The sequence below is a fragment of the Enterobacter sp. MGH 4 genome, assembly GCF_000534735.1.
Taxonomy (GTDB): Bacteria; Pseudomonadota; Gammaproteobacteria; order Enterobacterales; family Enterobacteriaceae; genus Enterobacter; species Enterobacter intestinihominis.
Genome location: NZ_KI973294.1, coordinates 89,157 through 113,595, shown reverse-complemented (window position 1 = coordinate 113,595; position 24,439 = coordinate 89,157). Strand labels below are relative to the sequence as shown.

Sequence of the window (24,439 nt, the reverse complement as noted above, 5' to 3'; positions counted from 1 at the left end):
GAAAATAATCGAGTTTAATTCACCCTCACTTACGGGTGCGGGTTCTTATTGTCTGAAAACAGAGCAGGAGTTTATATGTCTTCCACCGAAGCAACAAATAAAGCACCAGCCGTACCCGAAAAAAGCAGCGTGAAATCGCTGAAAGAGGAGCCTGTATTACAGGTGGAACGTCGTGATTTTGTCGATCTGGTACCGGAAAAAAGACCGCGCGTGCAATCATTACGCGGCTTTGATGACTGCTATACCGATATTGTCGATTATATAGTTCGCTGCACCCATAAAATATGGGACGAGCGCGATGTCGGCTTAATTTATTCTCACTATACCCATAACTGCGTGCTGTATAACGCGCTGGGGACACTCTATAACCGTGAGCAGGTGGTACAGGATACGCTGCAACGCTTAATTGCCTTCCCGGAGCGGCGCGGCATGGCAACCCAGGTTATCTGGAACGGAAATGATGTTGACGGTTTTTATACCTCTCACCTGGTGACGGGAAGCGGGCGGCATACCCAGCACAGCCATTTAGGCAAGCCGACCAACCGCACCTTCGTTACCCGTACCGTGGCAGATTGCATGATCCACGAGAATAAAATTTACCGGGAGTGGGTGGTCAGCGACAACATGTCGTTAATGAAACAGCTTGGCCTGAATACCGATCAAATCGCATTTAATATGGCAAAGGAGCAGTTTGATAAAGGCTTCCGCGTGATGGACATCGGCGAAAATGGCCGCATGCTGGGACAATATCCGCCGGAGATGGAGTGCGATGTATCCATTGCACACACCGATACGGAAGAGCAGTGCCTGCGCTGGCTGCATGAGATCTACAATCGTCGGATGTTCGGCAAAATCAAAGAGGTTTACGCCCCTAACGTGCAGTGGCATGGCCCGCTGATGAAAGAGCTGTACGGCACCGCGGCGGTAACCCATCAGACGCTGGCGCTGGTGGGGATGATCCCTGACGGCGCGTGGCTGCCGCAGCATATCTGTTCCAACCCGTGCGATGAAGGCGGCGTCAAAGTGGCGGTTCGCTGGATCATCGAAGGGCATCACCTGGGTTACGGCGAACTGGGCAAGCCGACCGGAGAACGACTGTTCGTGATGGGCATGTCGCACTACCACATCGTCAACGGCAAAATTGTTGATGAATGGGTCGTGTATGACCACCTGGCGCTGCTGGCGCAAATCAAACTCGGCCAGATGGAGGACGCGTAAATGTTAAATCAGGTGAGCTGGATTAAGTGCCCGCAGGGGCAGGATGCGCAGGCCGATCGTTCCCTGACGGAGAAGGTCAGCGCCATTATCGAGCGCGTGAAAACCGAAGGCGATACGGCGCTAAGAGCCTTTTCGCAGCAGTTTGATAACGTCGTGCCGACGCAGTTTGAGGTGAGCGAGCATGAGATCGCCGAAGCACTGCAGGGGATGGATGCCCAGACGCGCCGCGACAGCGAGTTTGCTATTAATCAGGTGCGTCGTTTTGCGCAGGCGCAGCTGGCGACCATGCAGCCGCTGGAAGTTGAGACGCTGCCTGGCGTGCATCTCGGTCACCGGATCATCCCGGTGCAGACGGTGGGCTGCTACGTACCGGGTGGGCGTTACCCGATCCTCTCAGCGCCGGTGATGTCGATTGTCCCTGCGACGGTGGCGGGCTGCGAACAGATCATCGCCTGTCTGCCGCCGGGAGCGCATCCGGCGATGATCGCGGTTTGCCATCTGGCGGGCGCGCACCGCATTTTCAGGGTAGGTGGCGCGCAGGCCATTGCGGCCATGGCCTGGGGAACGGAGAGCATTCCATCGGTGGACAAAATCGTTGGGCCAGGCAACGCCTTCGTTAACGAAGCGAAACGCCAGGTGTTTGGTCGAGTCGGCATTGATGCCCTCGCCGGGCCGAGCGAGATTTTCACTATCGCTGACGACAGCGCCGATCCGCGCATTCTGGCCGCCGATATGCTGGCGCAGGCAGAGCACGATATTCATACCCGCGTCGGGCTGGCGACAACCAGCCGGGATATCGCTGAGCGTACCCTGGCGGAGGTTGAGCGTCAGCTTGCCAGCCTGCCAACGGCCGCCACGGCGGGGGAGGCGTGGCGCCGGCAGGGTGAGATTGTGCTCTGTGAAGATGAAGCGCAGCTGATTGCGTTTGCTGACCATATGGCGACGGAGCATTTGCAGGTGCATACCCGCGATCCGCACGCGACGGCGGCGAAGATCCGCAACTATGGCTCGCTGTTTATTGGTCAGAACGCCAGCGTGGTGTTCTCTGATAAATGCTGCGGCACCAACCACACGTTACCGACGATGGCGGCGGCACGCTATACCGGCGGTCTGTGGGTTGGGGCGTACGTCAAAATCTGTACCCATCAGTGGATTGACGAGCAGGGTATCCCGGCAATCGCAGAACCGGCGATCCGCCAGAGCCGTACCGAGGGGATGCAGGGGCACCGACGGGCGGCGGAAATTCGTCTGCGTCCGCAGGACATTGATGCCATTACTACCGGCATGCGGGACTAAAACGTATCCCGGGCAGCCTTCTGCCCGGTTTTCATCACGAGGGAGCCTGAGACTATGAAGCGCCTGATACCGCCAGACGACTGCCCGGAGGAAATTGCCCGCCGTCTCGACGTCATTCAGCAGCACCGGGCGCTCAACGCGATCCTCGGGGTTAACCCTGACGCCATGTCTCAGGCGGAACAGCATCAGCAGCAGCGTCGACGCGGGGAGCCGATCGGCCCCCTGCACGGCGTGCCGTTGATCGTCAAAGATAATATTGCCTGCGCACCGATGCCTATTACTCTTGGCTGCCGGGCGCTGGCCTCACTTAACGCGACGTCGGATGCGCTTGTTATACAGCGGTTGCGCAGGGCAGGAGCGATTATCCTCGCCAGAGCGAATATGTCCGAGTTTGCTTTTGACGTGCGCTCGCGAAGCTCGCTGGGGGGCGATGTGGCAAACCCGCTTCGCCCGTCACTCACCGCCGGAGGTTCCAGCGGAGGATGCGCCGCGGCGGTGGCGGCGGGGATGGCGGATGGCGCATTGGGTACCGATACCGGCGGCTCTATCCGCATTCCCTGTAGCTATACCGGGCTGGTGGGGCTACGGCCTGCTTTTCGCCGTTCACAGCTGGATGGCGTGGCGCCGCTCTCGCCCAGCAAAGATACCGTTGGGCCAATGGTACATAGCGTTGAAGATGCCGCCTTGCTGCATGCGGTGATCCATGGTTTGCCACCGGTTGCGCTTCCTGTGCGTTCGCTGAAAGGCGTTCGCTTTGGTGTGGTAACCGCGTTACAGGGAGAGGATGAGGTACAGCTGGAGGTCTGGCAGTCGGCGCTGCACACGTTGCGTCGTGCCGGAGCAACGCTGGTGGAGGTATCATTACCTTTGCTGGACGACGTAAGTCAGGCGACATGCCTGAGCCTGTATGAATTTCGCGTGGCGATTGACGACTGGCTTGGCAAACAGCCTGGCGCTCCCTCCGGACTGACAAGCATTGTGGACTCCGGCGCTTTCCTGCCAGAGTTTGCGCCGTTTCTACGTCAGATGCTGGTGAGTAACACGCTGAAAACCCCGCACTGGCTGGCGGGGCGTCGCTTTCAGCGCCTGTTGCGGCAGAACCTTTGCCAGGTGGCTGAGGCGCAACGCATCGTCGGATTTGTGTATCCCACCGTACAACGGTTACCAGAAAGTATGACGAAGATGCCGCCAGGCTGCGCGCCAGAACTGGCCGCTATCAGCGGCCTGCCTGCCATTACGTTACCGTGCGGCGTAAGCCGTATCGGTCTGCCGGTGGGGATGGAGATGTTATCGGTGCAGGAGGATGAGGCGGCACTGATGGTGCTGGCGCTGGCGTGTGAGGGGGCGCTGGGCGAGAAGGGATAGATACAAAAAAGCACGCAGAGCTTGCGCAGTGCGGGCTTTCTGTACTTCACCGGACATATCCGGATCATTATTTGGTGGGCTGGCGTCCCTGTGTTTTTAATTTTAGTTGATTGATATTTAATGTTTTTGTTAAAATTATTTTTGTTGTGGGTTCCAAAGAGGAACCATAAATTAGAGCCATACTATATCACATGGTTCCAACATGCCTAACGACTTCAAAGGTATTCGTACGTAACGAGGTGTTGCCACTGTAGGACAGGTTCAGGGAGGTGAACGACTGGCTCGGCATGAAGGTCATCAAGTTCAAAGAGTACAGCCTCGACAATCCGGTATAATCCAGTTTAGCCGCCAATCATGGCGGCTTTGACTTCATTAACCTTTAGACTTTTTAGGATCAGCTTTGCGAGGGTAAGTGCGCTCTTCCTGAAACTTCCCATCCTCTTTGTGGATTTTTACAGAGCCAGTCTTGTTGGACATGTAATCCTGAGTAGCTTTGATGATTTCAGCCTTAGTTGTTGCAGTCTTGCTAGATCGTTCATTTCCTTCCTTTTGAAGCTTCCACTTATCGCCATCTTTGGTAATGTGGTAGTTATCCATTAAAGCCTCCATCTGTTGGTGGGAAACATGACATACCGATGAGGATATTAACGGAAGCGCAGCCGTGGGATTGTGCGACAGATCTCATCCTACAATGTGTGTTTGTGGTAATGATCGGTTGGTTATGCTTATCTCATTGTTTTACATTTGATGCTAGCGACCTTATAACCACCTAGGATAAATAACAAGGTGACAATACATGGCTGGTGAAACTCAAAATATTTCAGAAATGGCAGAAAAAATTTCTGCCGACTTATTTAAGTGGTTCAAGTGGGAGTTAGTTGGGGCAACTAATGAAAATTTTCCATGCATGAAGTCAGATCAACATAAAACGAAGGCTGGAAAACATCCTACAGATGTAGTTTTCTCCTACAAAGATCCTTACTTAAATAGAACAATATTTTTGAATACAGACTTAAAAAGTTATGTAAAAGGGTCTGACCTGCCCCCACGATTAGATACAACACTCAGTTAGTAACGTCGGAATCTTCATTCTCAGAATGACCCTTTCTCCAGCCCGCTGCAAATTCAGACGGTGTCTGATAATTCAGCGTGGAGTGCGGGCGGCATTCGTTATAATCCTGCCGCCAGTCATTAATAATTTTCCTGGCATGAACGATATCGCTGAACCAGTGCTCATTCAAACATTCATCGCGAAATCGTCCGTTAAAGCTCTCAATAAATCCGTTCTGCGTTGGCTTGCCCGGCTGGATTAAGCGCAACTCAACACCATGCTCAAAGGCCCATTGATCCAGTGCACGGCAAGTGAACTCCGGCCCCTGGTCAGTTCTTATCGTCGCCGGATAGCCTCGAAACAGTGCAATGCTGTCCAGAATACGCGTGACCTGAACGCCTGAAATCCCAAAGGCAACAGTGACCGTCAGGCATTCCTTTGTGAAATCATCGACGCAGGTAAGACACTTGATCCTGCGACCGGTGGAAAGTGCGTCCATGACGAAATCCATCGACCAGGTCAGATTGGGCGCCGCCGGACGGAGCAGCGGCAGACGTTCTGTTGCCAGCCCTTTACGACGTCTTCTGCGTTTTACGCCCAGGCCACTGAGGTGATAAAGCCGGTACACGCGCTTATGATTAACATGAAGCCCTTCACGGCGCAGCAACTGCCAAATACGACGGTAGCCAAAACGCCTGCGCTCCAGTGCCAGCTCAGTGATGCGCCCTGATAAATGCGCATCAGCAGCCGGACGGTGAGCCTCATAGCGGCAGGTCGACAGGGATAAACCTGTAAGCCTGCAGGCACGACGTTGCGACAGACCGGTCGCATCACACATCAACATCACGGCTTCCCGCTTCTGGTCTGTCGTCAGTACTTTCGCCCAAGAGCCACCTGAAGCGCCTCTTTATCCAGCATGGCTTCGGCAAGCAGCTTCTTGAGTCTGGTGTTCTCTTCCTCAAGCGACTTCAGGCGCTTAACTTCAGGCACCTCCATACCGCCATACTTCTTACGCCAGGTGTAAAACGTGGCATCGGAAATGGCATGCTTGCGGCAGAGTTCACGGGCGGGTACCCCAGCTTCGGCTTCGCGGAGAATACTGATGATCTGTTCGTCGGAAAAACGCTTCTTCATGGGGATGTCCTCATGTGGCTTATGAAGACATTACTAACATCGGGGTGTACTAATCAACGGGGAGCAGGTCAACTCCGTTTGACAGTGACAAAGGATGGGGTTTTAGCATTAATTCGTATGAAGATAATACCATCTCATCAAAGTATATTGAAAGAGTTGAACTAAATGAAATTATTATTGACCCTTATGGTAATGAAACAGAATTCAATCACTTCAAGTATATTCAGTTTAAATTTTGGTTTTGCAAAACTCAAAAAAATAACTTTATTTTAGTGATTGAATCTCCGCCTAGAAGCATAAAAAGCTTTATATCCAATATTATTAAAAAAACGCAAGCTGATTTCAATGTGTCGTGTATCAATATTAGAATTGATGATTTCATACAATGCATTACCCCTCATTTCGAGAGGGTTAAGGTACACAAGGCTAAGTTAAAAGATCTTACTTTTAGCAAAACGACATCTGGAACATTGGAGCTTGAATCCTCAAGCGATGCCATTGAAGAAATAAATAATATTTTCAAAAATGCAAAATTCACGATTGATAAAGTCAAGCTAAATGTTAAAACCTTTAGTGGCTTTGAAACTCTAGAAGTGAATACTAATGGTTCGATAAATTTTTCAGAGGATATATTCAAAGAGATTTTCTCTACAGTTGAAAATTTCACTAGTTGAAGCATTCTAAGAAAGCACTCTAAGAACAGAGTGCTTTTATCAAAAATAATCAATTTATAATTTTTCTATTAAGCTGGCCTAAAAAACTGAGGAACTATTATTTCTCATCGTTTGTTCCTTTGCGACTTCTGCAATGAGCCCCAATGATATCCAACGATCTCTTTCCTAGCACACGCCCTCTGTTGCTAGTCGCGCAATCATTTCGACCCGCTCAATCATAAGGTGCTAGTTTAGCTCTCTATCCATCAGTTGAACTCACAGCGAGTAGCAGACATTAACTCCGCGTTCAACGGTTTATCTGATGAACGCCTTTTTAGTTGAGCTATTTATTCTAAACCGTAATACTGTATAAATGCCGTTTATTAAGCTTTTCATTTATTTCGGATTTTCGTCCAAGATAGACAAATTCCATTATGTCATTAAATTCCTCATTCTCCGCACTATTATTATCGAGAACTCCTTCATCTAAATAGAGTGGTTTTGCCTGCTCAAAGTTATTGTAAAGCAACCCTTGCTTCTTAAGTATTAAGTCGACTTCCTCCAATCGGTCTAGGCAACAAATGTACATATTAGCAGGAGCGTTAGCTACAACTAACTTCGCATACAGTTTTCCATGGGCAACTTCAATGTCAGAAATAGCTTCAGGCGTGTACGGCAATATGTCAGATAACTCACTTTTCCTTTCAGTTAGCCAGTTTAATGCATCTTTTTTGTCAAATGCTTTGAGCAGAACCAAACATAACTTATCAATAACTAGTAAATTTTTTTTATCACTGTCATACAGATTGTCGAGAACAAAAAATCTAATGATTGGAGGGAGTATGGAAAATGCGCGCACAATTTCATTACAGGAACCAAATTTATACTTTTTAAAGTACAAAATAAACAAGCTTGCATACAACTTAAACAACGCATCAATTGCAGAATCCACATCAGTATCAAGAATAGGTTTTGTGTTTTTTGTATGGGTGCATTTATTCCCTAATTTTTGTAGCTTTCTAACTGCTCCCATTAAAAATTTATCATCTGAACTTGTGGCCTTTAACTTTTTAATAACTTCGAAATTACCGAGGGTAACTTCTTCGCCTTGAGGGATGTCACATAATTTGCGTATGACAACTTCTGAATATTGTCGAATTGTAGAGATTTTACCTCTATTTGATCTTGATTCAATGTAAAAGGCGTCATTAATTAAATCTTTAACTAAATCTTCATATACTTGATTTTTGAACTTCATTTTTCTGCATCCGTGAAAGTGAACTCTTGACCGGCTAATATTTTAATAACGCGCATGCGCGTTCAGCCAGCACGACCATGCTGTGAATCATTACTTAAAGTCAGACAATTACTGACAATTGTCAAATCCATTTATTCACGATAGCACGTATGCGAGTTATCCCGCCAGAGAATACTTATAACTCATTAAATTTTCTATCATTACTATACGCATGAGTGACAAAACTAGAACAAAATAAGTAGGTCGCTTGTGGTTGCACACTATGTGCGTGCCAACTGAGTCAACTTATGACACTAAGCGGAAGTTTCTGGACAACATAAGCTGGCATGTGTCCTCGTTTCTTCGTGTGGACTATCGTCTATTTGCCGATGGTGTTCCAGCAATATCAGCAGTGACGTGGGATTACAATGCAATCAAGCTATCAAATCACATCGCCTTAACTTTTTCAGATTCCCTAATGGGTTAGCGTCATAGTTTCAGCCAGATAGACCGGAGCTTTTTTAGGGAGGGATATTGCCTTTATGAGTATAATGGATACTATTTTTATGCAAAACTGGGCGCGAGAGCACAATCTGGAGTTCAGAATTGGCCTGACATTTATACTGGCTATCAGCAATGGGCAGTTGCTGAATCCATATAACAAGATTTAATCTCATTTTTATATTTCCATAAGTCCCATGATTCAGCGCGAGTGCTTATAACAAAAATCGTTCGGAGAATGATAGGCAAGTTCACTAAACGATAAGGGATATTTTCAAATTGCCGACAACTTTTACATCACCGGGCAGGGGAGTCTGACCCTTAGTACCATACGCATCATAGATCAACACCCAATAAAGTTGATGCTGAATTTCTTTATTCATACTGAGACAGTATGTTTAATGAATGCGAATGAAATACATATATAAAATCTCACAGCCTTCCACCGTTTTTGACTATAGTAGATTTATTTTTAGCAGGTTTTAAATGCCTAGATATTTCTTTTTGTTCATGGCTGGTTTTGTATTTTAATATGTCATCATAATTCTTATCATCAGAAATTTTGGTTAGATCAATGAGGAACTCATTTCTTATCATCCACTTTACAATTCTCTTATCGATATCTTTGTAAAGAGGGCCACCGTCATAATTATAGAAATTAACATCTTGAATGTCACTGATACAATCAAGAGTGCTTAAAATATCTTTGTAATCGCTAATGTAACTGTTAATTACGAAACGATCTTTATTGAGCTCTATTTTGAATCCATATTCAGAGAGCTCATATAAAAATAATACTGAGTTGGTATTGCAGAAATCGACATGCAACGTTCTTCTTTCAAATTTATGAATATGGCGGAGAATGATATTATGCAATTCATCGTCATATTCCTCTTCAATAAAACCTTTTCCTGCATGATTAATATGGTTGACATTGCATCCGGAATCTATTGCTATGGATAAAACCTCCGGGGAGAGGGGCAGGAAGAGAATATTTCTTCCTTTGTTATCAACGTGATTTATATCACAACCGGCATTAAGTAAAACTTGTAGCCCTTCAGCATCCATGTAATGTGCAAAAATGCAGGTATAGCCTTTAGCATCTGTATGCGAGGTGTCTAAACCTAGTTCAATCAACTTCTTTAGTATTTCGGGATTTTTTTGATGAAAGAGAGCATTTTGTCCCTGCTCGTTAATATGGTGCACATTAATTTCATGGCTGAGCAGAAAATCCAGTGCTTCAGGGGTTCTACAGCCAAAAATGGCATTATTGCCGTTACTGTTAACAGCATTAATATCATAGCCAGCTTTTAAAGCATGCTTTATATCATCAGGTGATCTTGGATTGAAGAATGATTCAGAAATGGCAAGGTCTAATGCCCTTTCTAATAATCCCCTTTGTAATAATGACGTAACTAAGTCCATAAACACCCCCATGAAAAAATGTTTAAATTCATTAGATATCAGAAATTCTGAGAAATGCAACAGAGGGGACAGGCGTTTCTGATGTAAGGAAGTAAAATTTTAACAAACCACCCATGGAAACATCAGAAACACCTGCCGTAAATTTACGCCTGTAACCTGCCGTCCGGACTATAGGACTAAACCTTCGCGGGAGATGCTACCATTACATCGGCAATGTTGAACTGGATTTTACATCACACACGTCGTGCAAATAAAAGGAGAAGGCTATCGACTGAAGCAAAAACAGAAAGCCGGGGTTATCGCTGAAACTAATACTGAGTAAACAAGGTGGATCAACACTAGACCGTAGGTGGTGCGGTATGTGGATCACTTTTTACCCGTTGTTGACCCATGGCGCTCCCACGCCATTTCCAGTGCTCTGATGGCAAGTTTGCTCTCAGGTGAGAATTGAATTTCATTGCCCACCCCTCTGGGTTTTCTGGCGAACAGGTCGAGAACAACGACAAGATACGCCCAGAGTAAAGTAAGAGGCAGGGTGTAGTCGGGCCATTTCCCTGCCAGGATGTAGACCTTGGCAAGATGCATCAAAAGTTAACAAATTTCTCAGTCCAACTTCCTTCTGTCTAGGTTAACTTGCAAGCAGGAACTGCTTTTCATCGATTAGTGAATACGGTAGTTTTTTCAAACTAAATGAAATGTATTCGTATGACTTAAATCTTTAAGAAGGCAGGAGATTTGAATTTTGAAAAACTGGTCACCAGAGCATACTAAAGAAATCAAAGCTTGGCTTGACATAGATAACTATCGCAAGCTCGAAGACATCAGTTTAAATGCCTTGTATCACGAACTTTGGGCAAGAGCACTTCTGTACAAGCCATGTCCTACTGAAGAAGAAAAGAAAGGGCTTTGGGTGTACATGACTGAAATTTTCAGTGGGAACCCCCATCTATTCAAAGGGAAGCAACTCGATTATCCAACCGTTAACTATACCCTCTACAGTCCTCCACACATTTTTATCACCGATATCACCAGGCTTGCTGAACTTAGTGTGATGGCCCTTAGTGTCAATCTTTTCACCTGGGAGGAAGGAAACGATGAATATTGTGTTAATGCGCCTCATCACGAAGCTTATGTGTCACAACTCTTGTCCCCCTTATGCGAGAAAACGGTGTTGCTTGAAATCGATCTTGGTAGTGGTACTGACGATGAAATAGCCGAATCGATAAAAGCGGCCCTGCCACAATGGAGATCGGTCAAAGGAGTGGAAGTTAATGAAACCGGTATCGTTCGTTTCGGCTATGGAACCATTAAAAAAATCATAAATTATAGGTTGATTGCGATGCTGGACATCTTACTTTGGGCAAAAAGGAAAGAACTAAGAATCTCAGATGATCGCCTCTCCCGGCTTCTTTATACTGATGAAGATGAAGAAACAACTATCCGTTTAGGGTATCACATTAAAGACTCAGATCGTCCACTTGCGATGAAAGCTGCAACGATAGACTTCATTAGGCAGTTCAATTTTTTCATGAACCGAAATCCCCACCTGAAAAACATGAGAGTTTCAGATGTGATGAAACTCTCTGATTCTAACTGATCCCAAATTCCCGAAGTCTACTACTGCAGGGCAGACCATGACCCTGCAGTTAGGAAGCTCGCTCCTTTCTTTTCCCAACTGTTCGTATAGTGACCCCATTACAACGACAAAGGGAAAACAAAATGAACAATAAAAATATACGCCTGCTCCGACTTCCTGAAGTTATGAATAAAACCGGCTATGGTAAAGCCTGGATTTATCGTCTAATCAACGAAGGTTTATTTCCACAACCAATAAAAATTGGTTCGCGTGCAATTGCATTTGTTGAAAGTGAAATTGATGAATGGATCGCATCTGCAATTGAACGTTCACGTAATAATGCAGCCTGATTACGGGGTTAACGATGAATATATTAAATTTAGTATGTAAAAACAAATGGCGATATTCAGCAGTGAGCAGAGGGCCACCTGATATGTCATAAGTAGTATTAGGTCAGGCTTTCGTATTAGGAAGTAATAAAAATAGTTATGGGGGAATATTATTATGATAGTTCGCCGTGACACTATATATTAATAAGAATAGGGGATTTAAAATGAATGATTCTATCAGAGTGCCGGAAGATAAAGATTTTGTATGTGCATTTGTAGCTTCACCGAATAGCTTGTATGAAGCTATTGAGGCCTATTGTGATTATGTAGATCCAGTCGAAGAGATAGCGTTTGAGCACGTGCTTCTTTATGTGTTGTGTTCTATACTCGTCGAGGGTGGTACAGATATTACCATTAATGATGAGTTACGAATGTGTATTGAGCAAATTGTCAATGAAAAAAATAGTGCCATAAATAATAATGTGGATAAAAAGATGTAAGGTCTGTAGTAAATTATCATGGGTACAGACAGCACAAGTCTGTACCCTATCATTTAAATTCAACTGGTTATAATATATGAAAATTATGTTCTTTTGATCGTGGTCATCTGGTTTTGCTATAGTAAATATTATAGGGGTAATAATATCCTGGGCTTTTATTTCCTGCTGTTTGTTTTTTTAGAAAACTGAAAAATACAGGGTTTAAACGATACTTATATTTTAATTCAGTAGGCATAATAACCTTAACATCAATCAATTTATCGATGGTTTTATAAAATGGGCAGGTGTGTTTTGTAACCCTTCTTGCTGTGCAATGGATGTAGCGCGATGAAAACTCAGGTAAACTATGCTCTTATCTGGTGTATACGACGCGATTAATGTAAGCAACCAGAATACATAGTGAATAGTATTATACAGATTATGACTTTCAGCTGATGATTTATTCTTTTGAAGATAAGTGGAGAGTCTTTGTTGCATATAGATATCCTTTGTTTTGTTAAAGTTTTCACTCGCGTGTAGAAAATTACCACGCTGTAATGTTTTTTAAAATGGAATGCCGTCTGCAGGATATCGTCTTCTGGAGTTTTTAACTGGCTTGGTTTTGTTCCCTGCACGATAAAAATTAAACGAATTGGCAAAGTCTTCTGTCTCCAGTCTGGACTTTCTGAATTTATCCATCAGATCCTCATTGAAACGACGAGGAATTCCTTTAACACACAAATTTGAATTCAGGTATACTTGATTATCTATGGTGTCACGAATAAGTATTTTCCTCCCAAATAACTCTTTGAATGCACGTGAAACATTTGATTTATTCAGCCCAAGCTCTTTGGCAGTACGTGACTGTGAAAAATCAGGAATAATATTTCCATAATCAATGGCTGAGAAGAGATAAAGCACAATTCTAAATGCTGTGGGCGTCAAATCCATTCTGGCGAGTGTAGCCATATTACCTTTGAAGATCATTGAAAAATCGTCTCTGAATGACGTTTTTTTATAGCTGTTTGCTTTAATTTTTATTTCTTCCAGATCTTCGGGCATAACCTCTAATGCTTCTGCAATAATGGATTTTTGTTCTTTAGTTAATACAACACTTGTGATTGACATAATGGCTCCTTTTTTATTGTTATCATTACAGATATGGCATATTTAATTTATTTGTCAACGGCTTTGGTAATATTATTTTAATTATATTTTACTTGAATTTTTTATCCGTTATTTTGTGGTGGTAACAGGTTGTAGAATTTAAAACAAGGGGTGCTAAATTTAACCATCACCTGTTATGTGATTGATAATTTTTGGTGCTGAAATCAATAACGGCAGATCTTGTGTAAATATATGATTTTATTATGTAATTTTCGATTTTTATCTGCAAGATAAAAGAGTGATAAAGAAATAAGAAACCACAGTTTTGCATTAGATCGATACTCAAGGCCTTGGTGTACCTGATGAAAACACTTTTATTATTGCTTTTCTTAAATAATATCATTTCTTAAGTGAAGCCTGCCCAACTGTGTGTTGCGCCATTGGGCTTCAGAACATTGCTATAGTGTTTTCTGTCAGTATAAATACGCTTCGCGCAGAAGTTCAGACAAATGGGGTTAGCTGTCAGCACAAATACGCTTCGCGCAAAAAATCAGGAGGCTGAGTTGATCGGGAAAGCGAACACAGATACATGATTTACCCGTTTGCTGACTACGGCTCACGCCGGGACCCTTCGGAAAAATCCTTTCTGCTTCAGCGAGTGAGTGCTGCGGGCACTCAGCGGCGCTGCTAGGGAAACAAAATTACGGTTTTTCAATTGTTCGGTAAAAATAATTAACATTTATCGGTAGTAAGGGCGTAAGCCAGTGCGTAGCACGCTCTCAAAAATATTCCTGTGGTTTCTTATCTGCAATAGGGAAATAACTCAGATAATTGAAATATGAAACAGTAATGCAATCGGTAAGACAAAACATTTCCACAGTAAAAGCTGTTTTTTATTTATGGAAGAAGAAAAACATATATAAATAATAAAATATTCCATTTTACTATTGATTTTAATTTTTAAGATGATAGTACTTAATTATAAAAACAAAAAATGGAGGAAATCATGAGTGCTATTAGTGTTTTATCTCAGGAAGAAAAATTTATACATGTTGTTGATAAATTTATAACCCATCATCACAACAGCGTTAATAACAATACCTTTTATAAAAAACTTTATGTTCTCTTCGCTGGGTATCATCTAAAGTATTTTTATTCACGGGCGCAGTACCGCAACTCTTGTTATCACGTTGATAATATTATGCAGATGTTTACAGGAGTCGTTTCGACCCTGAACACAACGCTGCTCAGGAAGCTTGCAAATAGCGACACGTTGCTGCATTGCCTGAATTCACTCGTGAATTATATTTCAGGCAATCTGTATGAAGCAGAGCATATTTATGCTGATTTGCTGGCACAGTATGAAAAGAAACGCATTACAGGCTCTCTGGCTTATACTCCTCCTGGCTCAGTGATCAGAAAAAGACTGTGACAGCGACAGCGGCGTGGATAGGGCATGGGATACTGGAGATAAATGGAGCTGGCGTATCCGGCAGGACACCAGATGCAATAAAAAAGGCAGGGCCACCCATTCGGTGTCCCGCCTGTCGTGATGGTTTTACGGTAGGTTTACTTATCAACGACCTGCCAGCCATCATCCGTTTTGACAAGGATTACAGCAGCAGTACGCTTTTCGTTATCAACAACAACCGTCACATTACATTTATAGCTTTTATCCGATACTTCTACGCAGTCATGCTTTTTGACAGATTTTAATTCCCGCAGTGCGTCTTTCGGGACATCTTTACCTGCTATGGATTTAACGATGGCATTCGTCTGCTCCACGACCTTATTCATGGCATTATAAAGATCCTGTTCAGAGGGCTCACTGTTACAGCCGCTCAGCAAAAAGACAGCGGTAACGAGTGTGATAACGGCAGAGGTTTTCATAAATTGATTCCTGGCTGTAGGATGAATTACTGAATAAGACCCGTGTTCATTCTGCTGTTATTTTCAGAGAACGACCACTTGCTGACTGTTTCGCCTTTAAATTCGATTTCCAGCGTTCTGGCCTGCGTCTGTGAACCCCCCGTCAATAGCCCAATCACGGGAATAAATGTGGTGGCATCGAATTGATTGTTATCCATCGTGTACATCCATTCTTCATTGCCATCATCCAGCGTGGTCCGGGTATCTGGTTCACCCAGACTGGCCGTTATTTCTGATTTGGTTGTTTTATTTTTGATAATTTTTGACTGCAGACTTTGTGATGTTTCATTTTTAAGATGCTGATTGCCTGATGTTGAACATCCAGCGATAAGGAAAGTAAAAATAAAAAATACAGAAGCAATGAGTCTGTTCATAAGTTCTCTCAATTTAATTTTTATGTTTGCGGTGGTGCGAAATTAATATCACCGTATAAAAACGACTCTGTCTGCATATTTCTTTTTTATAATGCAGAGAAGAATAATGACGCTGGCAAAAAAAGTAATGACTGAGGTAGGAGTGCTGCCGGTCAATGAAAATACTAACCAAGCGAGAGCTAATGCCACGAATTGAAACAGGAATGCCACACTGAGCGGGCTTTCACCATAGGCCACTTTTGCATGGCAGCCTTTGCAAATCCGCACGCCGTGGGGACTTTGTGTAAAGCAGAAGGGGCACTGAACGGTCTGGTTACTCATTGCGACTCCGGGGCCTGATTTAAGATGATGTCTTTTTGAGCATTTTCGTTGAATGATCCTCTTTAGTAAAATTGCTTGTACCGATCGATGGATCTCTTATGATAGGTTATAACTATCATAACTATATTATCGATCTATATAAACGATCAATATTTTATTGACTATCCTTGATTTATGTACTAATTGAATTATGGTATGCGATGAGTGTGATTGCTAACTGTTTGTTCCTTAAGAGAATGAACTGCTCTGAAATGAACAGGGGTCAACAACTCCAGGTGCAGGATCTGGCGGAAAGGATGTCTGGTGGCATTCAGCAGAGACAGCCCCCTACGTTTGAGAAGTACAACAATATGACTGAGTAATAAAAGCCACGACTGAAGACGACGCTGGGGGGGTATCTGACGAGCTGTACTGTGCAGTTTGCTCCTGAGTTGAATGATACCCACGGTTTCCTGCTGTCTTTCCCGACAAATTTTTTCTTCAAGCTGATGGATTTTCTCGAGGATTGTTTCCCGGTTTACAGTCTGTTTTTCAGGTCTGCATGATGGCACTGGCACAGAAGCAGGCTCTGTTGGGTTTTGCTCTTGTTTCAGTAAAGTCAGATGCTCCGGTGTAAAATCAATCAGTGTTTGCAGGGAAGACCAGCCATATTTTTTCCCCAACTGAGAAGCTTTAAAGGCAATGCCCTGGTACTGAAATGAAAAGCCGTTCATTTTTCCTGTCGACGCGATATTGGGTTTACAGGTCACACCTTTCCGTTCCAGCATATCGATAAAAGTCAGTAAATCGGGACGGCCGGTTAACGCATTATCAATCAGGCTCTGCAGAGTGGACTTAGGGCAGGGAGTTGTCGTTCGTTCAGCCATCATCAGCTCATTGCGGGAAGGCTTTCTTTTCTCCTGACGCTGACTACCGGTGGCAGGTGTGGTTTGAGTGAGTTTGTGGACTTTCTCCAGTTCGCTGATAATCCGGGTACTGATGAGATTTTCATTTTTTCCCAGGTACAACTTTCCATCGGCTATATCAATCCTGCTGGCAAGAATATGAATATGCTGCCCGTCAGTATCGTCGTGCACGATATAACAGCGAAGGTGAGTGTCAGTGAACCCCATCCGTGTCATGTAATCGTCAGCAAATGCCGCCCATTGTCTGACTGACAGTGTTTCTCCTTTGGTCAGTCGAAGCGAATTATGCCAGACAGGTTTAGCGACGTCGGGGCGCAGCAGTCGGGTGCCTTCAAATTCACTGATAAGCTCAGCAGCAGTACTTCCGGTCATATTACCACCGATGACATAAGGCGTGATTTTGTGGTGAGAGCCTGACTTCAGGCTATAGAGAACTACACCTGTAAATTGTTTACCCCGCTTTATTTTCTGCATGCCTTTCATTGATTTGGATCCAGAAAGGCTGAAGGAATAAGGTGATCGCGAAGCGTTTTGATTTGTCTGCGCAGGGCAAAGAGTTCTGTTCGGGTCAGTTCGCTGTCAGAGCTTTTGCTGTCGAGATGACTCAGCAGGTGGTTTAAATCCTGTGAAAGGCTGCCAAGTTTAATCCATGCTTCACGATTGATTTCTGGCAGAACCGGCGGGAATTTATTCAGGGAAGCCATCCTGAGCCATTCTCCTTTTTTATACTGACCTCTTTTACTGTCGAGAATAATTAACTCTTCTTCATTTAATCTGACACTGACGCAGTAATGTCGTATTTCATTCTCAGGAAGTTTGTCCGTATGGAATTTACCGCGTTTTGATACTCTGGTTATATCATCATCATTACTCATGTCACTGCTCATAGTTATCCTTTTATTGCATGTTTATTACTACAGATAACCGATGAAGTGAATAAGTCAAGCTGTTACGGGGTAAATAATTTAATTGGCTGGATTAAAAAAGGTATACCATTTGACAAATAGTATACCCACGAGGATATATCGGATTAATGATCATGAAATAAAATCTTTCAGACTAAGAAAAGGGTTGTTTACTCCAGAATTTTAGAGTCTTTTTCGCAAAGGTGCACGGGGGATCTCTGGCTTCATTTCTTTTAACAGATCTTTTTTCTCTCTCCCTGCGATATAAGAAAAAATCTTATCAGAGTCAGAACGCTGTCTGAGTATATCGTCGTCCATTCGGATACCATTTCGAATAAACCATTTCACTCTCTCTATGCCGGTGTAGATACCAATATGTTCATCATGATAACAATTATAAAACTGAACATGACTGATATCGGTATATTTTTTCAGGGAGGTAAAGAAGGACTTCATGTTTTTGACATATAATGCGAAGGAACAGTGTTCAGCGATAAGGATATTACGCCCTTTTTCATGAAGCAAAGCAATTAGAGGCAAAGCCTCAGTTGAAACATGTTTAAATAAAACTGGCGTGCTGTCTATTCTATCAACATGGCGTTTGAGGGCATTAATACTGAAATCATATATCCACCACTCGTCGTCAGTCGGAAGCTCCAGCACCGCTTTGCCATTATAATCTCTGTGGTTTATGTCACACCCTTTATTTACCCAGTAATCAAAAATGTTATGATCGTGGAGGTTGTAAAGAAGCGTTTGTCCTTCGTTATCAGTGCTGTGGATATCAACGCCCGCGTTAATGAGGAGTTCCGCACAATCTATATCGTAGTGCTGCCAGTGAAGACAGGACTGGCCTTTATTATTTTTGTGGTGAACGTTAATACCTGATTTTATCAATAGCCCCAGTGCCCGTGGGCTTTTTCTGCTAAACAGGGCATTATTACCATAACAATCTGTATGGTTCAGCTCTATGCCTGCTTCAATCATGGCTTTTAAAGCCCCGATACTGTCGCAACCGAAAAGGGCGTTTTCACCGCCTTCATTTAGTGTGTTAATGTCAATGCCTGTAGCAATGCAATTCTGGACGTCTTTTTTAGATTTGCTGTCAAATAAATTATCTTCTATATAGTTACTCATGGGGGTTCTCCTTTTTTAAGCGGCCATTTTGTGCCAGGTATTATTGTTGTATTCATATTCTTTTATCTTAACGATCTCGTCATAGATCCGTGAAAAGGAAAACCATGAGATCTCTTTCACTTCTCTTTTTTTGTTTGTGTAAATGATATTGCAGCCACGAAAAGAAAATGACTGATAAAAAGCGTCGTTATTCTCCTCTTTAAGGAAGCGAATAAAGGATTTTATGGTCTCTTTTTTGTCCATGCCATAAGAGAAAAAGGTATGGATAGCAAATATGGTCAAAATGTTTCTTTCCGTCACCATATGTCTGGAAAAATAATTAAGATAAAAAACATGATCTTCAATGCTGTTTTTACAGAATACTGAGAAGTGAGGGTTATACAGACGGTAGAGATCTGTATTCTTTTTTGTTTTAGAGAGGTAACTTGTCAGGGTTGAGTGGTTTTGTTTTTTCATTTTTATTCTCCTTTATTGTTTTTTATGAAATGAATATATATTATCAAATAAATAAAAATCAAATTTATATTTAATAATAAAAAATAAGCAAGCGTTTTCTTTTTATTTAATTAATTTAATTCGATGTTTTATATAGGAAATATGATGTTTATCAAAAAGTGCTATTTTTATTTATCATTAATAAACTTTCTTGTTTGTGGGGGGGCATGATTGTCAGGAGCAGAGACTGAAAAATATCAGGTGTTAATAGGAGTATAAATTGAGGTATATGCTAATTAGAGAGCAGGGCAGCATTTTTCGAAATTTTATATGGCGGGAAGGTTTTTCAGTAACAGTGTTCCATCAATAAAAAATTGCTTCAACTCTATCCATAGTGTGATTGTTAGAGTGAGGAGAAAAATTGGGTCATATCATCTCAGTTATTCTGTGCTCAGGTATAACCGTTAATTCGAATCAAACTATTGTTCATAGGTGTACCAATAAAGTTAAGAAATTCATATCTGAGAAAACATTTACGACCTGCTTTCTCCGCTGCTCTGATCGATAGTTGATTTTCAGGGATAATCATTCCTATCAAAAGGAAGGTATTTTCGGCATGCTGGCAAAGAGTCTACTCTCTTAGTCGCGTGTCCAATATTCGTAGGTAGGATCAGTCTCAGCCCGGAACAGTTTGAAAACCAGAACATCGCTTAGGGTCGCGTACACATTATGTGGGTAGGTTCAGAGCACCTACTGGCTCGAAAGAAAAGTGGCGATCCTCACGTGATTTTCGCTTAATATTCGTAACCAGTAAGCGCATACCCTGAATCACTTCAAAGTCTAATTCTCAGGGTGCGAATGACCCTATCTCGCTCACAGCAGACCTTCAGCTCACTAAGCTTGTCCGCTCAGTGCCTACAGCGGACGTTACTAACGAAACTGTGAGTTAAAAACTGGAGCAGGTCACCTCCATCCCGCGAAGTGGCATTCACAAATGCCCTCATGGACGGTACTTCTAATCTGATGTGAGCATTTTCGTGGATTTTTTCGAGCCACTCCAACGAATGATCACATTCAGTTTCGGGCACTAAAACGCCATAAATCCGCAATTTGATGAGTAGCGACCAGCCAATTGGCTAAAAAACAGCTTTAATTCCCTTTTTCAAGCGGGTTCCTTGTAGCACGTCTGGTGCATCCAATTCATTTCAGTTACCCTGATCCCATACCGGCACGGGCTAGCCCCTCTTAATTGGCGGTGGTTTGTTACCCTTGCTCGCTGTCGGGTCTTTGTAAGTTGTAATTCCTAAATTAGCATAATCTTATTATAAGGCGTCTTACTATGTACACTTTATCTGTTTCAAAAAAGGAAGTTGGAAGAGCTGGGGATAGATTAGTTTCTCAGTTTGGTACAGGTGAAAAATATAAAGAGGAAGATGTACAAATTCTTCATGAGTGGAGGATGTTGCATTTATACCCTTTAAGTAAAATACAGTTTTATATGGAAAGAGAGGCTATTTCCTTAAACAAAAATGCGTTACTATCCTCTAGAATTAAGAGGATGCCTTCCATTGTTACTAAACTTTCTAGATTTCCTGACATGAAGCTAAATAAGATGCAGGATCTTGGTGGGTGCCGGGCTATTTTAAATAATCTAGATCAAGTGTATGATTTAGTTAATAAAATAAAATCATCTAAATTCTCACATGAACTAGTTAGAATGGATGATTACATGATAGACGTGAAAGATTCCGGTTATAGAAGCTTTCACATGGTCTATTCATTCCAAAATAAAAAATTTCCATCTTTAAATGGATTACGCATTGAAATGCAAATAAGAACAGCTATTCAACATAGCTGGGCTACAGCAGTTGAAATGGTTGGTTTGTTTCGAAAGGAATCATTGAAATCTGGTTTTGGTGATGCAAGATGGCTTAGGTTTTTTGAATTGGTATCAGAGCTTTTTTATAAAGTTGAATATGAAAAAGAACCATCTGGGAGTTATATAAAAATATCAGAAGAATTAAGCCATTTATCCGTCGAGTTGAATGTTTTCGATATTTTAGCTGCTTATAATGCCGTAGTTAGCCATATTGAAGGTAGCAAAGAATATGATAAAGGACTTTGCATAATTGTTGTTGACACCGTAAAGCGGAATATAAATATAAAGAGCTTCGAAAATCACAATCATGCAAAGGCGGCAGAAGCTTATGTCGAGTCTGAAAAATACTGCGCGGAAAATAAAGGCTGTGAAGTAGCTATGGTTTCTGTTAGTTCAATTAGTGAATTAAAAAATGCATATCCTGCTTATTTTTTAGATACGAAAACTTTTTTAAATTATCTCAGCAGGTATGTTTTTATAAAATAAATACTATTCTCTGGAGTGGTCTAAACTCTACTAACTTAGTTTTTTTTAGACCACTTCTGACCACAATGGCCTGTAAGGATCTGATGATAGTCAACGTAAAAAAACAAAGCCGGCCGGTGGTGGCTATTCTAAAGTTATTCAATCAAATTCATGGAGGTTTAAGTGAATTATTTGTCCCTGGTCGGTATAGTGGCGACAGCTTGTTGCGAGAATTTGGCTATTGCACTGCATGTCAGAGCTCAGCGAAATTCTTGTTGATTATTAACAACGCACATCTTAACTTAGCCCAAGACGGATATTACAACTTTGCTTGTAAAGAATTCTGTCAAAGTTACATTCAAATTTAGTTGAGTTTTTTATAGAAAAGTACTATCCATCATGCGTTGAGTACGAAATTTTGTTTGACGGAATTAGCCGTTATCAATATGAAGAATGGCTGTATAGAAAGTATGATCCGAAATACAAGCCTTTTATAGATTTGACACCGCGGGGTGATCAGCCACCAACTCCTCAGCTGAGCAATTTCAAACTGTCTGGTCATGACTATTTCACCGGCAATCGGGTAGAGCAAGAAGCCGATCTGGGCGATGGTCTTTTTGTTGACTTTACAATAGGGCTGCAGAGATACAGAGACGAAGAGGGCAATGTAGATTGGTACGAACCTAAATAGGCTGGCGAAAGTCCAGCCTACACTCTTTTCATTAAACAGTTGATGTTCGGGAAAACTTCTTTTTTTGCTTTTTCACACCTTTGTTTTTTACTATTTCCCGCGCCCTTTTCTGAAGGTCTACACCTGATGGATAGAGCGCGTTGAGAATGTGCTCAGTCAACCGGTACGCATCAAAGAGATCACTTTGAGTTAAACCTGATGTTGCGTGACTCCCTTCATTACCCAGCCATTTAACGGCAAATAAAAGCTCATTTAACTTTTCAAATATTTTCTTTCTATGTGCAGCTATGGCAATTCGCTCGTGCAGAGATATGAGGCGCCGCTCGCGCTTGGCCTTACCTTTCGGCTTAACTAGTTTGTATTTTGGAATATTGTATTCAGACAAAAGGTTTTCTATCGCCGCTCTTACCTTGTTTGCTGCTGACCCAGGCGAAAGTAGTGTCAGTGAAAATGCCTCTTGTAAATTTTCACATACTTCGGATGGGCATTCTGTGGGGATATCTATATACTGTAGGGTTGGTATGAATACTTTGGGTGTGTAATAGCTAAAGTATTCCTGTATCTGCTCGCCGCGTTCATTTACGGCAATATCCATCTCAACATGACCTGTGCCAGAGCAGACAACAACTTCCTCGCATTCATGATTTTCGCAAACCAGAACCGATGTAAAAACCTCTTTAATCAATTCTGTTTCAAAGCCGAGAAATTCAATAATGCTATGTGATTCACCGGTCACCCTTGCGTTAAATGTTTCTTTATCGAGTTTCAGACTGCTTCTTCCGCAACCTGGGCACGGGTATATAACGTAGTCATTAAGTTTGAAAGGTTTACCAAATGAAAACTTATCCATTTCTTTCTCGCTGATTCCTCTATGAATGGTCGCGAATGAGTTTACCACATCCAAACTGAGGGTTTGCCCCCTTCAGGTGAGTCAATGGTCGAGTGCGGGACACCATCAGGCGAGTTTGTGCGACAAAACTATCTAAAAAAGGTGTATTCAAGTAAATCTAGTCGGATGTCATCAGATATCGATCGCACATTTTGAATTTCCACTGCTTTAGTAGTCATTTTTTAGCTAATTTGGACTGACTTCCGCTCCTCGCTCATAGCAGACATCGGTGTCTCCAGAACTGCCTGCTCTGTGTCAAAAACGGACGTACTAACTTTACACTGAGTCAATCAACGGGGAGCAGGTCAATCCTGCTGTAAGACCGCTATAAATTCCAGTCTACGCGGTCTGATAAAACCTTGCCCTCCTAATGCGGAAAGCTGCCACAATGGTTTGCCACCCACCTCACCAACCGTTTCCAGCGTGCACCCCATTTTGTCAAGCAAGAGGGTTAATGCTTTTGAGTCGGGTTCCAGTAAACGCTCCACCTGACTGTGCCCCATATAAGACCACTCGCCATTGATTTCTTTAAAATAGAGGAATGGGCTACATTCCTTTTGCACTTTCACAAGACGGTTGAAGTAGTTTCGGTACGCATTATCGCCAGAAATGAACAATAGATTATCCAAAGGGCCATTGACGCCTCTGCGCGCAAAGATGGCTCGAATTAATGTAGAGGAATTGCCACGCGAGGGATTTAAAAACCCGCCCTGCGACAGTCCCTTTTCGCCCGGTTTCAGGGATTTATAACGCTTCTGTATGTCCCTGAATGGATAGTTTTCACCGACGGTAAATGTCATTGCACTTCTCCTGAAAAACAACTACGTAAAAGATAATTAACGACCAAAATGTTGAAAACTTTATTCAGTAGCAGAAAAAATCGCGATTTCGCACTGTCTTTAGTTTGTTGGGAATTGCAAGCATTCCTGTAATCCATACCATTCGCTTTTAGATAATTTCCGGAGCCCCTCCAAGACCAACGTCCGCTCCTCGCTCAGAGCGGACCTTCTGCCCAGTGAGCTAGCCCGCTACGTGCCAAGTGCGGACATTGTTCACATCTACCTGCATAATCTGCGGGGGAGCAGACCTGGGGGAGGGGTTATGATGCGCTTATGTGTGAAGCGCTGGAGATGGTGAA

The 24,439-nt window shown here is 42.9% G+C and carries 25 protein-coding genes and 3 pseudogenes; 13 read left to right on the top strand and 15 right to left on the bottom strand.

Going from position 1 to position 24,439, the window contains the following annotated elements; genetic code table 11:
* Nucleotides 1–75: 75 nt before the first annotated feature.
* The 4 genes and pseudogenes from L350_RS07700 to L350_RS24750 form a co-directional block, all read left to right on the top strand.
* The gene (locus L350_RS07700) at nucleotides 76–1,218 is read left to right on the top strand and encodes a nuclear transport factor 2 family protein (RefSeq protein WP_015571629.1); all 1,143 of its coding nucleotides are present in this window, start codon (nucleotides 76–78) and stop codon (nucleotides 1,216–1,218) included.
* On the top strand, nucleotides 1,219–2,514 hold the full coding sequence (gene hisD / locus L350_RS07705) for a histidinol dehydrogenase (RefSeq protein WP_032625866.1): 1,296 nt from the start codon (nucleotides 1,219–1,221) through the stop codon (nucleotides 2,512–2,514).
* A 54-nt stretch (nucleotides 2,515–2,568) separates the two neighbouring features.
* Nucleotides 2,569–3,879, top strand: a complete 1,311-nt coding sequence (locus tag L350_RS07710; protein ID WP_032625863.1) for an amidase — start codon at nucleotides 2,569–2,571, stop codon at nucleotides 3,877–3,879.
* 215 nt (nucleotides 3,880–4,094) lie between these two features.
* Nucleotides 4,095–4,214, top strand: a pseudogene (locus L350_RS24750) (Presumed portal vertex protein); the annotation flags it as partial.
* A gap of 37 nt (nucleotides 4,215–4,251) precedes the next feature.
* Here the strand turns inward: L350_RS24750 and L350_RS07715 are convergent.
* Entirely contained in the window at nucleotides 4,252–4,476 is a 225-nt protein-coding gene (locus L350_RS07715) for a DUF2188 domain-containing protein (RefSeq protein WP_032625860.1), read from the bottom strand.
* A 199-nt stretch (nucleotides 4,477–4,675) separates the two neighbouring features.
* On the opposite strand from L350_RS07715, the gene L350_RS0122530 reads away from it, so the two are divergent.
* Complete coding sequence (locus L350_RS0122530; RefSeq protein ID WP_032625857.1) at nucleotides 4,676–4,951, top strand: PD-(D/E)XK nuclease domain-containing protein; 276 nt, start codon at nucleotides 4,676–4,678, stop codon at nucleotides 4,949–4,951.
* On the opposite strand, the gene L350_RS07720 is transcribed toward L350_RS0122530, so the two are convergent.
* Nucleotides 4,944–6,064 (bottom strand): IS3-like element ISSen4 family transposase gene (locus L350_RS07720; protein WP_085950818.1). Its coding sequence is split into 2 segments (ribosomal slippage): nucleotides 4,944–5,806 and nucleotides 5,806–6,064, totalling 1,122 coding nucleotides; the frame shifts between segments, so codons are not numbered across the junction. The two genes, L350_RS0122530 and L350_RS07720, sit on opposite strands and share 8 nt — an antisense overlap.
* A gap of 272 nt (nucleotides 6,065–6,336) precedes the next feature.
* On the opposite strand from L350_RS07720, the gene L350_RS07730 reads away from it, so the two are divergent.
* Nucleotides 6,337–6,738, top strand: coding sequence for an RNA-binding protein (locus L350_RS07730; RefSeq protein ID WP_144300344.1), 402 nt, complete (start codon nucleotides 6,337–6,339; stop codon nucleotides 6,736–6,738).
* Nucleotides 6,739–7,069: 331 nt separating this feature from the next.
* Here L350_RS07730 and L350_RS07735 read toward each other — a convergent pair whose 3' ends face one another.
* Nucleotides 7,070–7,975 carry a hypothetical protein gene (locus tag L350_RS07735; RefSeq protein WP_032625852.1) on the bottom strand — a complete coding sequence of 302 codons (906 nt, stop codon included), beginning with the start codon at nucleotides 7,973–7,975 and terminating at the stop codon, nucleotides 7,070–7,072.
* A gap of 912 nt (nucleotides 7,976–8,887) precedes the next feature.
* Nucleotides 8,888–9,880 carry an ankyrin repeat domain-containing protein gene (locus L350_RS07740; protein WP_032625850.1) on the bottom strand — a complete coding sequence of 331 codons (993 nt, stop codon included), beginning with the start codon at nucleotides 9,878–9,880 and terminating at the stop codon, nucleotides 8,888–8,890.
* A gap of 180 nt (nucleotides 9,881–10,060) precedes the next feature.
* Here L350_RS07740 and L350_RS23455 point away from each other — a divergent pair.
* Nucleotides 10,061–10,202: pseudogene (locus L350_RS23455) on the top strand (ATP-binding protein); the annotation flags it as partial.
* A gap of 65 nt (nucleotides 10,203–10,267) precedes the next feature.
* On the opposite strand, the pseudogene L350_RS24885 reads toward L350_RS23455, so the two are convergent.
* Nucleotides 10,268–10,396 (bottom strand): annotated as a pseudogene (locus L350_RS24885) (IS3 family transposase); the annotation flags it as partial.
* Nucleotides 10,397–10,622: 226 nt separating this feature from the next.
* Here L350_RS24885 and L350_RS07745 point away from each other — a divergent pair.
* From L350_RS07745 to L350_RS07755, 3 genes are all read left to right on the top strand, one after another.
* Nucleotides 10,623–11,477, top strand: a complete 855-nt coding sequence (locus tag L350_RS07745) for a DUF6387 family protein (RefSeq protein ID WP_032625845.1) — start codon at nucleotides 10,623–10,625, stop codon at nucleotides 11,475–11,477.
* Nucleotides 11,478–11,599: 122 nt separating this feature from the next.
* Nucleotides 11,600–11,806 (top strand): helix-turn-helix transcriptional regulator, encoded by a 207-nt coding sequence (locus L350_RS07750; RefSeq protein ID WP_032625843.1) that lies wholly within the window; start codon nucleotides 11,600–11,602, stop codon nucleotides 11,804–11,806.
* Nucleotides 11,807–12,009: 203 nt separating this feature from the next.
* Entirely contained in the window at nucleotides 12,010–12,285 is a 276-nt protein-coding gene (locus tag L350_RS07755; RefSeq protein WP_032625841.1) for a hypothetical protein, read from the top strand.
* Nucleotides 12,286–12,828: 543 nt separating this feature from the next.
* Here the strand turns inward: L350_RS07755 and L350_RS07760 are convergent.
* Nucleotides 12,829–13,392 carry a helix-turn-helix domain-containing protein gene (locus tag L350_RS07760; RefSeq protein ID WP_032625838.1) on the bottom strand — a complete coding sequence of 188 codons (564 nt, stop codon included), beginning with the start codon at nucleotides 13,390–13,392 and terminating at the stop codon, nucleotides 12,829–12,831.
* A 985-nt stretch (nucleotides 13,393–14,377) separates the two neighbouring features.
* Between L350_RS07760 and L350_RS07765 the strand changes: the two genes are divergently transcribed.
* Complete coding sequence (locus L350_RS07765) at nucleotides 14,378–14,803, top strand: hypothetical protein (RefSeq protein WP_032625833.1); 426 nt, start codon at nucleotides 14,378–14,380, stop codon at nucleotides 14,801–14,803.
* Nucleotides 14,804–14,940: 137 nt separating this feature from the next.
* Here L350_RS07765 and L350_RS07770 read toward each other — a convergent pair whose 3' ends face one another.
* The 7 genes from L350_RS07770 to L350_RS07800 form a co-directional block, all read right to left on the bottom strand.
* Complete coding sequence (locus tag L350_RS07770; RefSeq protein WP_032625832.1) at nucleotides 14,941–15,261, bottom strand: hypothetical protein; 321 nt, start codon at nucleotides 15,259–15,261, stop codon at nucleotides 14,941–14,943.
* A 26-nt stretch (nucleotides 15,262–15,287) separates the two neighbouring features.
* Nucleotides 15,288–15,674: a hypothetical protein gene (locus L350_RS07775; protein ID WP_032625831.1), complete on the bottom strand. Its 387-nt coding sequence runs from the start codon at nucleotides 15,672–15,674 to the stop codon at nucleotides 15,288–15,290.
* A gap of 48 nt (nucleotides 15,675–15,722) precedes the next feature.
* Nucleotides 15,723–15,995, bottom strand: coding sequence for a hypothetical protein (locus tag L350_RS07780; protein WP_032625830.1), 273 nt, complete (start codon nucleotides 15,993–15,995; stop codon nucleotides 15,723–15,725).
* Between the two features lie 188 nt (nucleotides 15,996–16,183).
* Nucleotides 16,184–17,383 (bottom strand): relaxase/mobilization nuclease domain-containing protein, encoded by a 1,200-nt coding sequence (locus tag L350_RS07785; RefSeq protein WP_032625829.1) that lies wholly within the window; start codon nucleotides 17,381–17,383, stop codon nucleotides 16,184–16,186.
* Entirely contained in the window at nucleotides 17,380–17,787 is a 408-nt protein-coding gene (locus L350_RS07790; RefSeq protein WP_032625827.1) for a hypothetical protein, read from the bottom strand. The genes L350_RS07785 and L350_RS07790 overlap by 4 nt, the downstream gene beginning before the upstream one ends.
* A 201-nt stretch (nucleotides 17,788–17,988) precedes the next feature.
* A complete protein-coding gene (locus L350_RS07795) occupies nucleotides 17,989–18,942 on the bottom strand; it encodes an ankyrin repeat domain-containing protein (protein ID WP_032625824.1) in 954 nt (317 codons plus the stop codon).
* Nucleotides 18,943–18,957: 15 nt separating this feature from the next.
* Nucleotides 18,958–19,398 carry a hypothetical protein gene (locus L350_RS07800; RefSeq protein WP_032625822.1) on the bottom strand — a complete coding sequence of 147 codons (441 nt, stop codon included), beginning with the start codon at nucleotides 19,396–19,398 and terminating at the stop codon, nucleotides 18,958–18,960.
* A gap of 1,318 nt (nucleotides 19,399–20,716) precedes the next feature.
* Between L350_RS07800 and L350_RS07805 the strand changes: the two genes are divergently transcribed.
* Complete coding sequence (locus L350_RS07805; RefSeq protein WP_032625820.1) at nucleotides 20,717–21,742, top strand: RelA/SpoT domain-containing protein; 1,026 nt, start codon at nucleotides 20,717–20,719, stop codon at nucleotides 21,740–21,742.
* A 397-nt stretch (nucleotides 21,743–22,139) separates the two neighbouring features.
* Complete coding sequence (locus L350_RS23440; RefSeq protein ID WP_071993634.1) at nucleotides 22,140–22,412, top strand: hypothetical protein; 273 nt, start codon at nucleotides 22,140–22,142, stop codon at nucleotides 22,410–22,412.
* A gap of 31 nt (nucleotides 22,413–22,443) precedes the next feature.
* Here the strand turns inward: L350_RS23440 and L350_RS07810 are convergent, their stop codons facing one another.
* Both L350_RS07810 and L350_RS07815 read right to left on the bottom strand, forming a co-directional pair.
* Nucleotides 22,444–23,262 carry a DUF4145 domain-containing protein gene (locus L350_RS07810; RefSeq protein WP_032625818.1) on the bottom strand — a complete coding sequence of 273 codons (819 nt, stop codon included), beginning with the start codon at nucleotides 23,260–23,262 and terminating at the stop codon, nucleotides 22,444–22,446.
* A 344-nt stretch (nucleotides 23,263–23,606) separates the two neighbouring features.
* Nucleotides 23,607–24,101 carry a hypothetical protein gene (locus L350_RS07815; RefSeq protein ID WP_032625814.1) on the bottom strand — a complete coding sequence of 165 codons (495 nt, stop codon included), beginning with the start codon at nucleotides 24,099–24,101 and terminating at the stop codon, nucleotides 23,607–23,609.
* Nucleotides 24,102–24,439 lie beyond the last annotated feature (338 nt).

What these genes read in the sequence shown, in the direction of transcription:
- L350_RS07770 (WP_032625832.1), bottom strand. Translation starts at nt 15,261, where the DNA reads ATGAAAACCTCTGCCGTTATCACACTCGTTACCGCTGTCTTTTTGCTG.
- L350_RS07735 (WP_032625852.1), bottom strand. Translation starts at nt 7,975, where the DNA reads ATGAAGTTCAAAAATCAAGTATATGAAGATTTAGTTAAAGATTTAATT.
- L350_RS07815 (WP_032625814.1), bottom strand. Translation starts at nt 24,101, where the DNA reads ATGACATTTACCGTCGGTGAAAACTATCCATTCAGGGACATACAGAAG.
- L350_RS07780 (WP_032625830.1), bottom strand. Translation starts at nt 15,995, where the DNA reads ATGAGTAACCAGACCGTTCAGTGCCCCTTCTGCTTTACACAAAGTCCC.
- L350_RS07750 (WP_032625843.1), top strand. Translation starts at nt 11,600, where the DNA reads ATGAACAATAAAAATATACGCCTGCTCCGACTTCCTGAAGTTATGAAT.
- L350_RS07740 (WP_032625850.1), bottom strand. Translation starts at nt 9,880, where the DNA reads ATGGACTTAGTTACGTCATTATTACAAAGGGGATTATTAGAAAGGGCA.
- L350_RS07795 (WP_032625824.1), bottom strand. Translation starts at nt 18,942, where the DNA reads ATGAGTAACTATATAGAAGATAATTTATTTGACAGCAAATCTAAAAAA.
- L350_RS07785 (WP_032625829.1), bottom strand. Translation starts at nt 17,383, where the DNA reads ATGAAAGGCATGCAGAAAATAAAGCGGGGTAAACAATTTACAGGTGTA.
- hisD (WP_032625866.1), top strand. Translation starts at nt 1,219, where the DNA reads ATGTTAAATCAGGTGAGCTGGATTAAGTGCCCGCAGGGGCAGGATGCG.
- L350_RS07765 (WP_032625833.1), top strand. Translation starts at nt 14,378, where the DNA reads ATGAGTGCTATTAGTGTTTTATCTCAGGAAGAAAAATTTATACATGTT.
- L350_RS07700 (WP_015571629.1), top strand. Translation starts at nt 76, where the DNA reads ATGTCTTCCACCGAAGCAACAAATAAAGCACCAGCCGTACCCGAAAAA.
- L350_RS07790 (WP_032625827.1), bottom strand. Translation starts at nt 17,787, where the DNA reads ATGAGCAGTGACATGAGTAATGATGATGATATAACCAGAGTATCAAAA.
- L350_RS07760 (WP_032625838.1), bottom strand. Translation starts at nt 13,392, where the DNA reads ATGTCAATCACAAGTGTTGTATTAACTAAAGAACAAAAATCCATTATT.
- L350_RS07800 (WP_032625822.1), bottom strand. Translation starts at nt 19,398, where the DNA reads ATGAAAAAACAAAACCACTCAACCCTGACAAGTTACCTCTCTAAAACA.
- L350_RS07710 (WP_032625863.1), top strand. Translation starts at nt 2,569, where the DNA reads ATGAAGCGCCTGATACCGCCAGACGACTGCCCGGAGGAAATTGCCCGC.
- L350_RS0122530 (WP_032625857.1), top strand. Translation starts at nt 4,676, where the DNA reads ATGGCTGGTGAAACTCAAAATATTTCAGAAATGGCAGAAAAAATTTCT.
- L350_RS07755 (WP_032625841.1), top strand. Translation starts at nt 12,010, where the DNA reads ATGAATGATTCTATCAGAGTGCCGGAAGATAAAGATTTTGTATGTGCA.
- L350_RS07775 (WP_032625831.1), bottom strand. Translation starts at nt 15,674, where the DNA reads ATGAACAGACTCATTGCTTCTGTATTTTTTATTTTTACTTTCCTTATC.
- L350_RS07805 (WP_032625820.1), top strand. Translation starts at nt 20,717, where the DNA reads ATGTACACTTTATCTGTTTCAAAAAAGGAAGTTGGAAGAGCTGGGGAT.
- L350_RS07715 (WP_032625860.1), bottom strand. Translation starts at nt 4,476, where the DNA reads ATGGATAACTACCACATTACCAAAGATGGCGATAAGTGGAAGCTTCAA.
- L350_RS07810 (WP_032625818.1), bottom strand. Translation starts at nt 23,262, where the DNA reads ATGGATAAGTTTTCATTTGGTAAACCTTTCAAACTTAATGACTACGTT.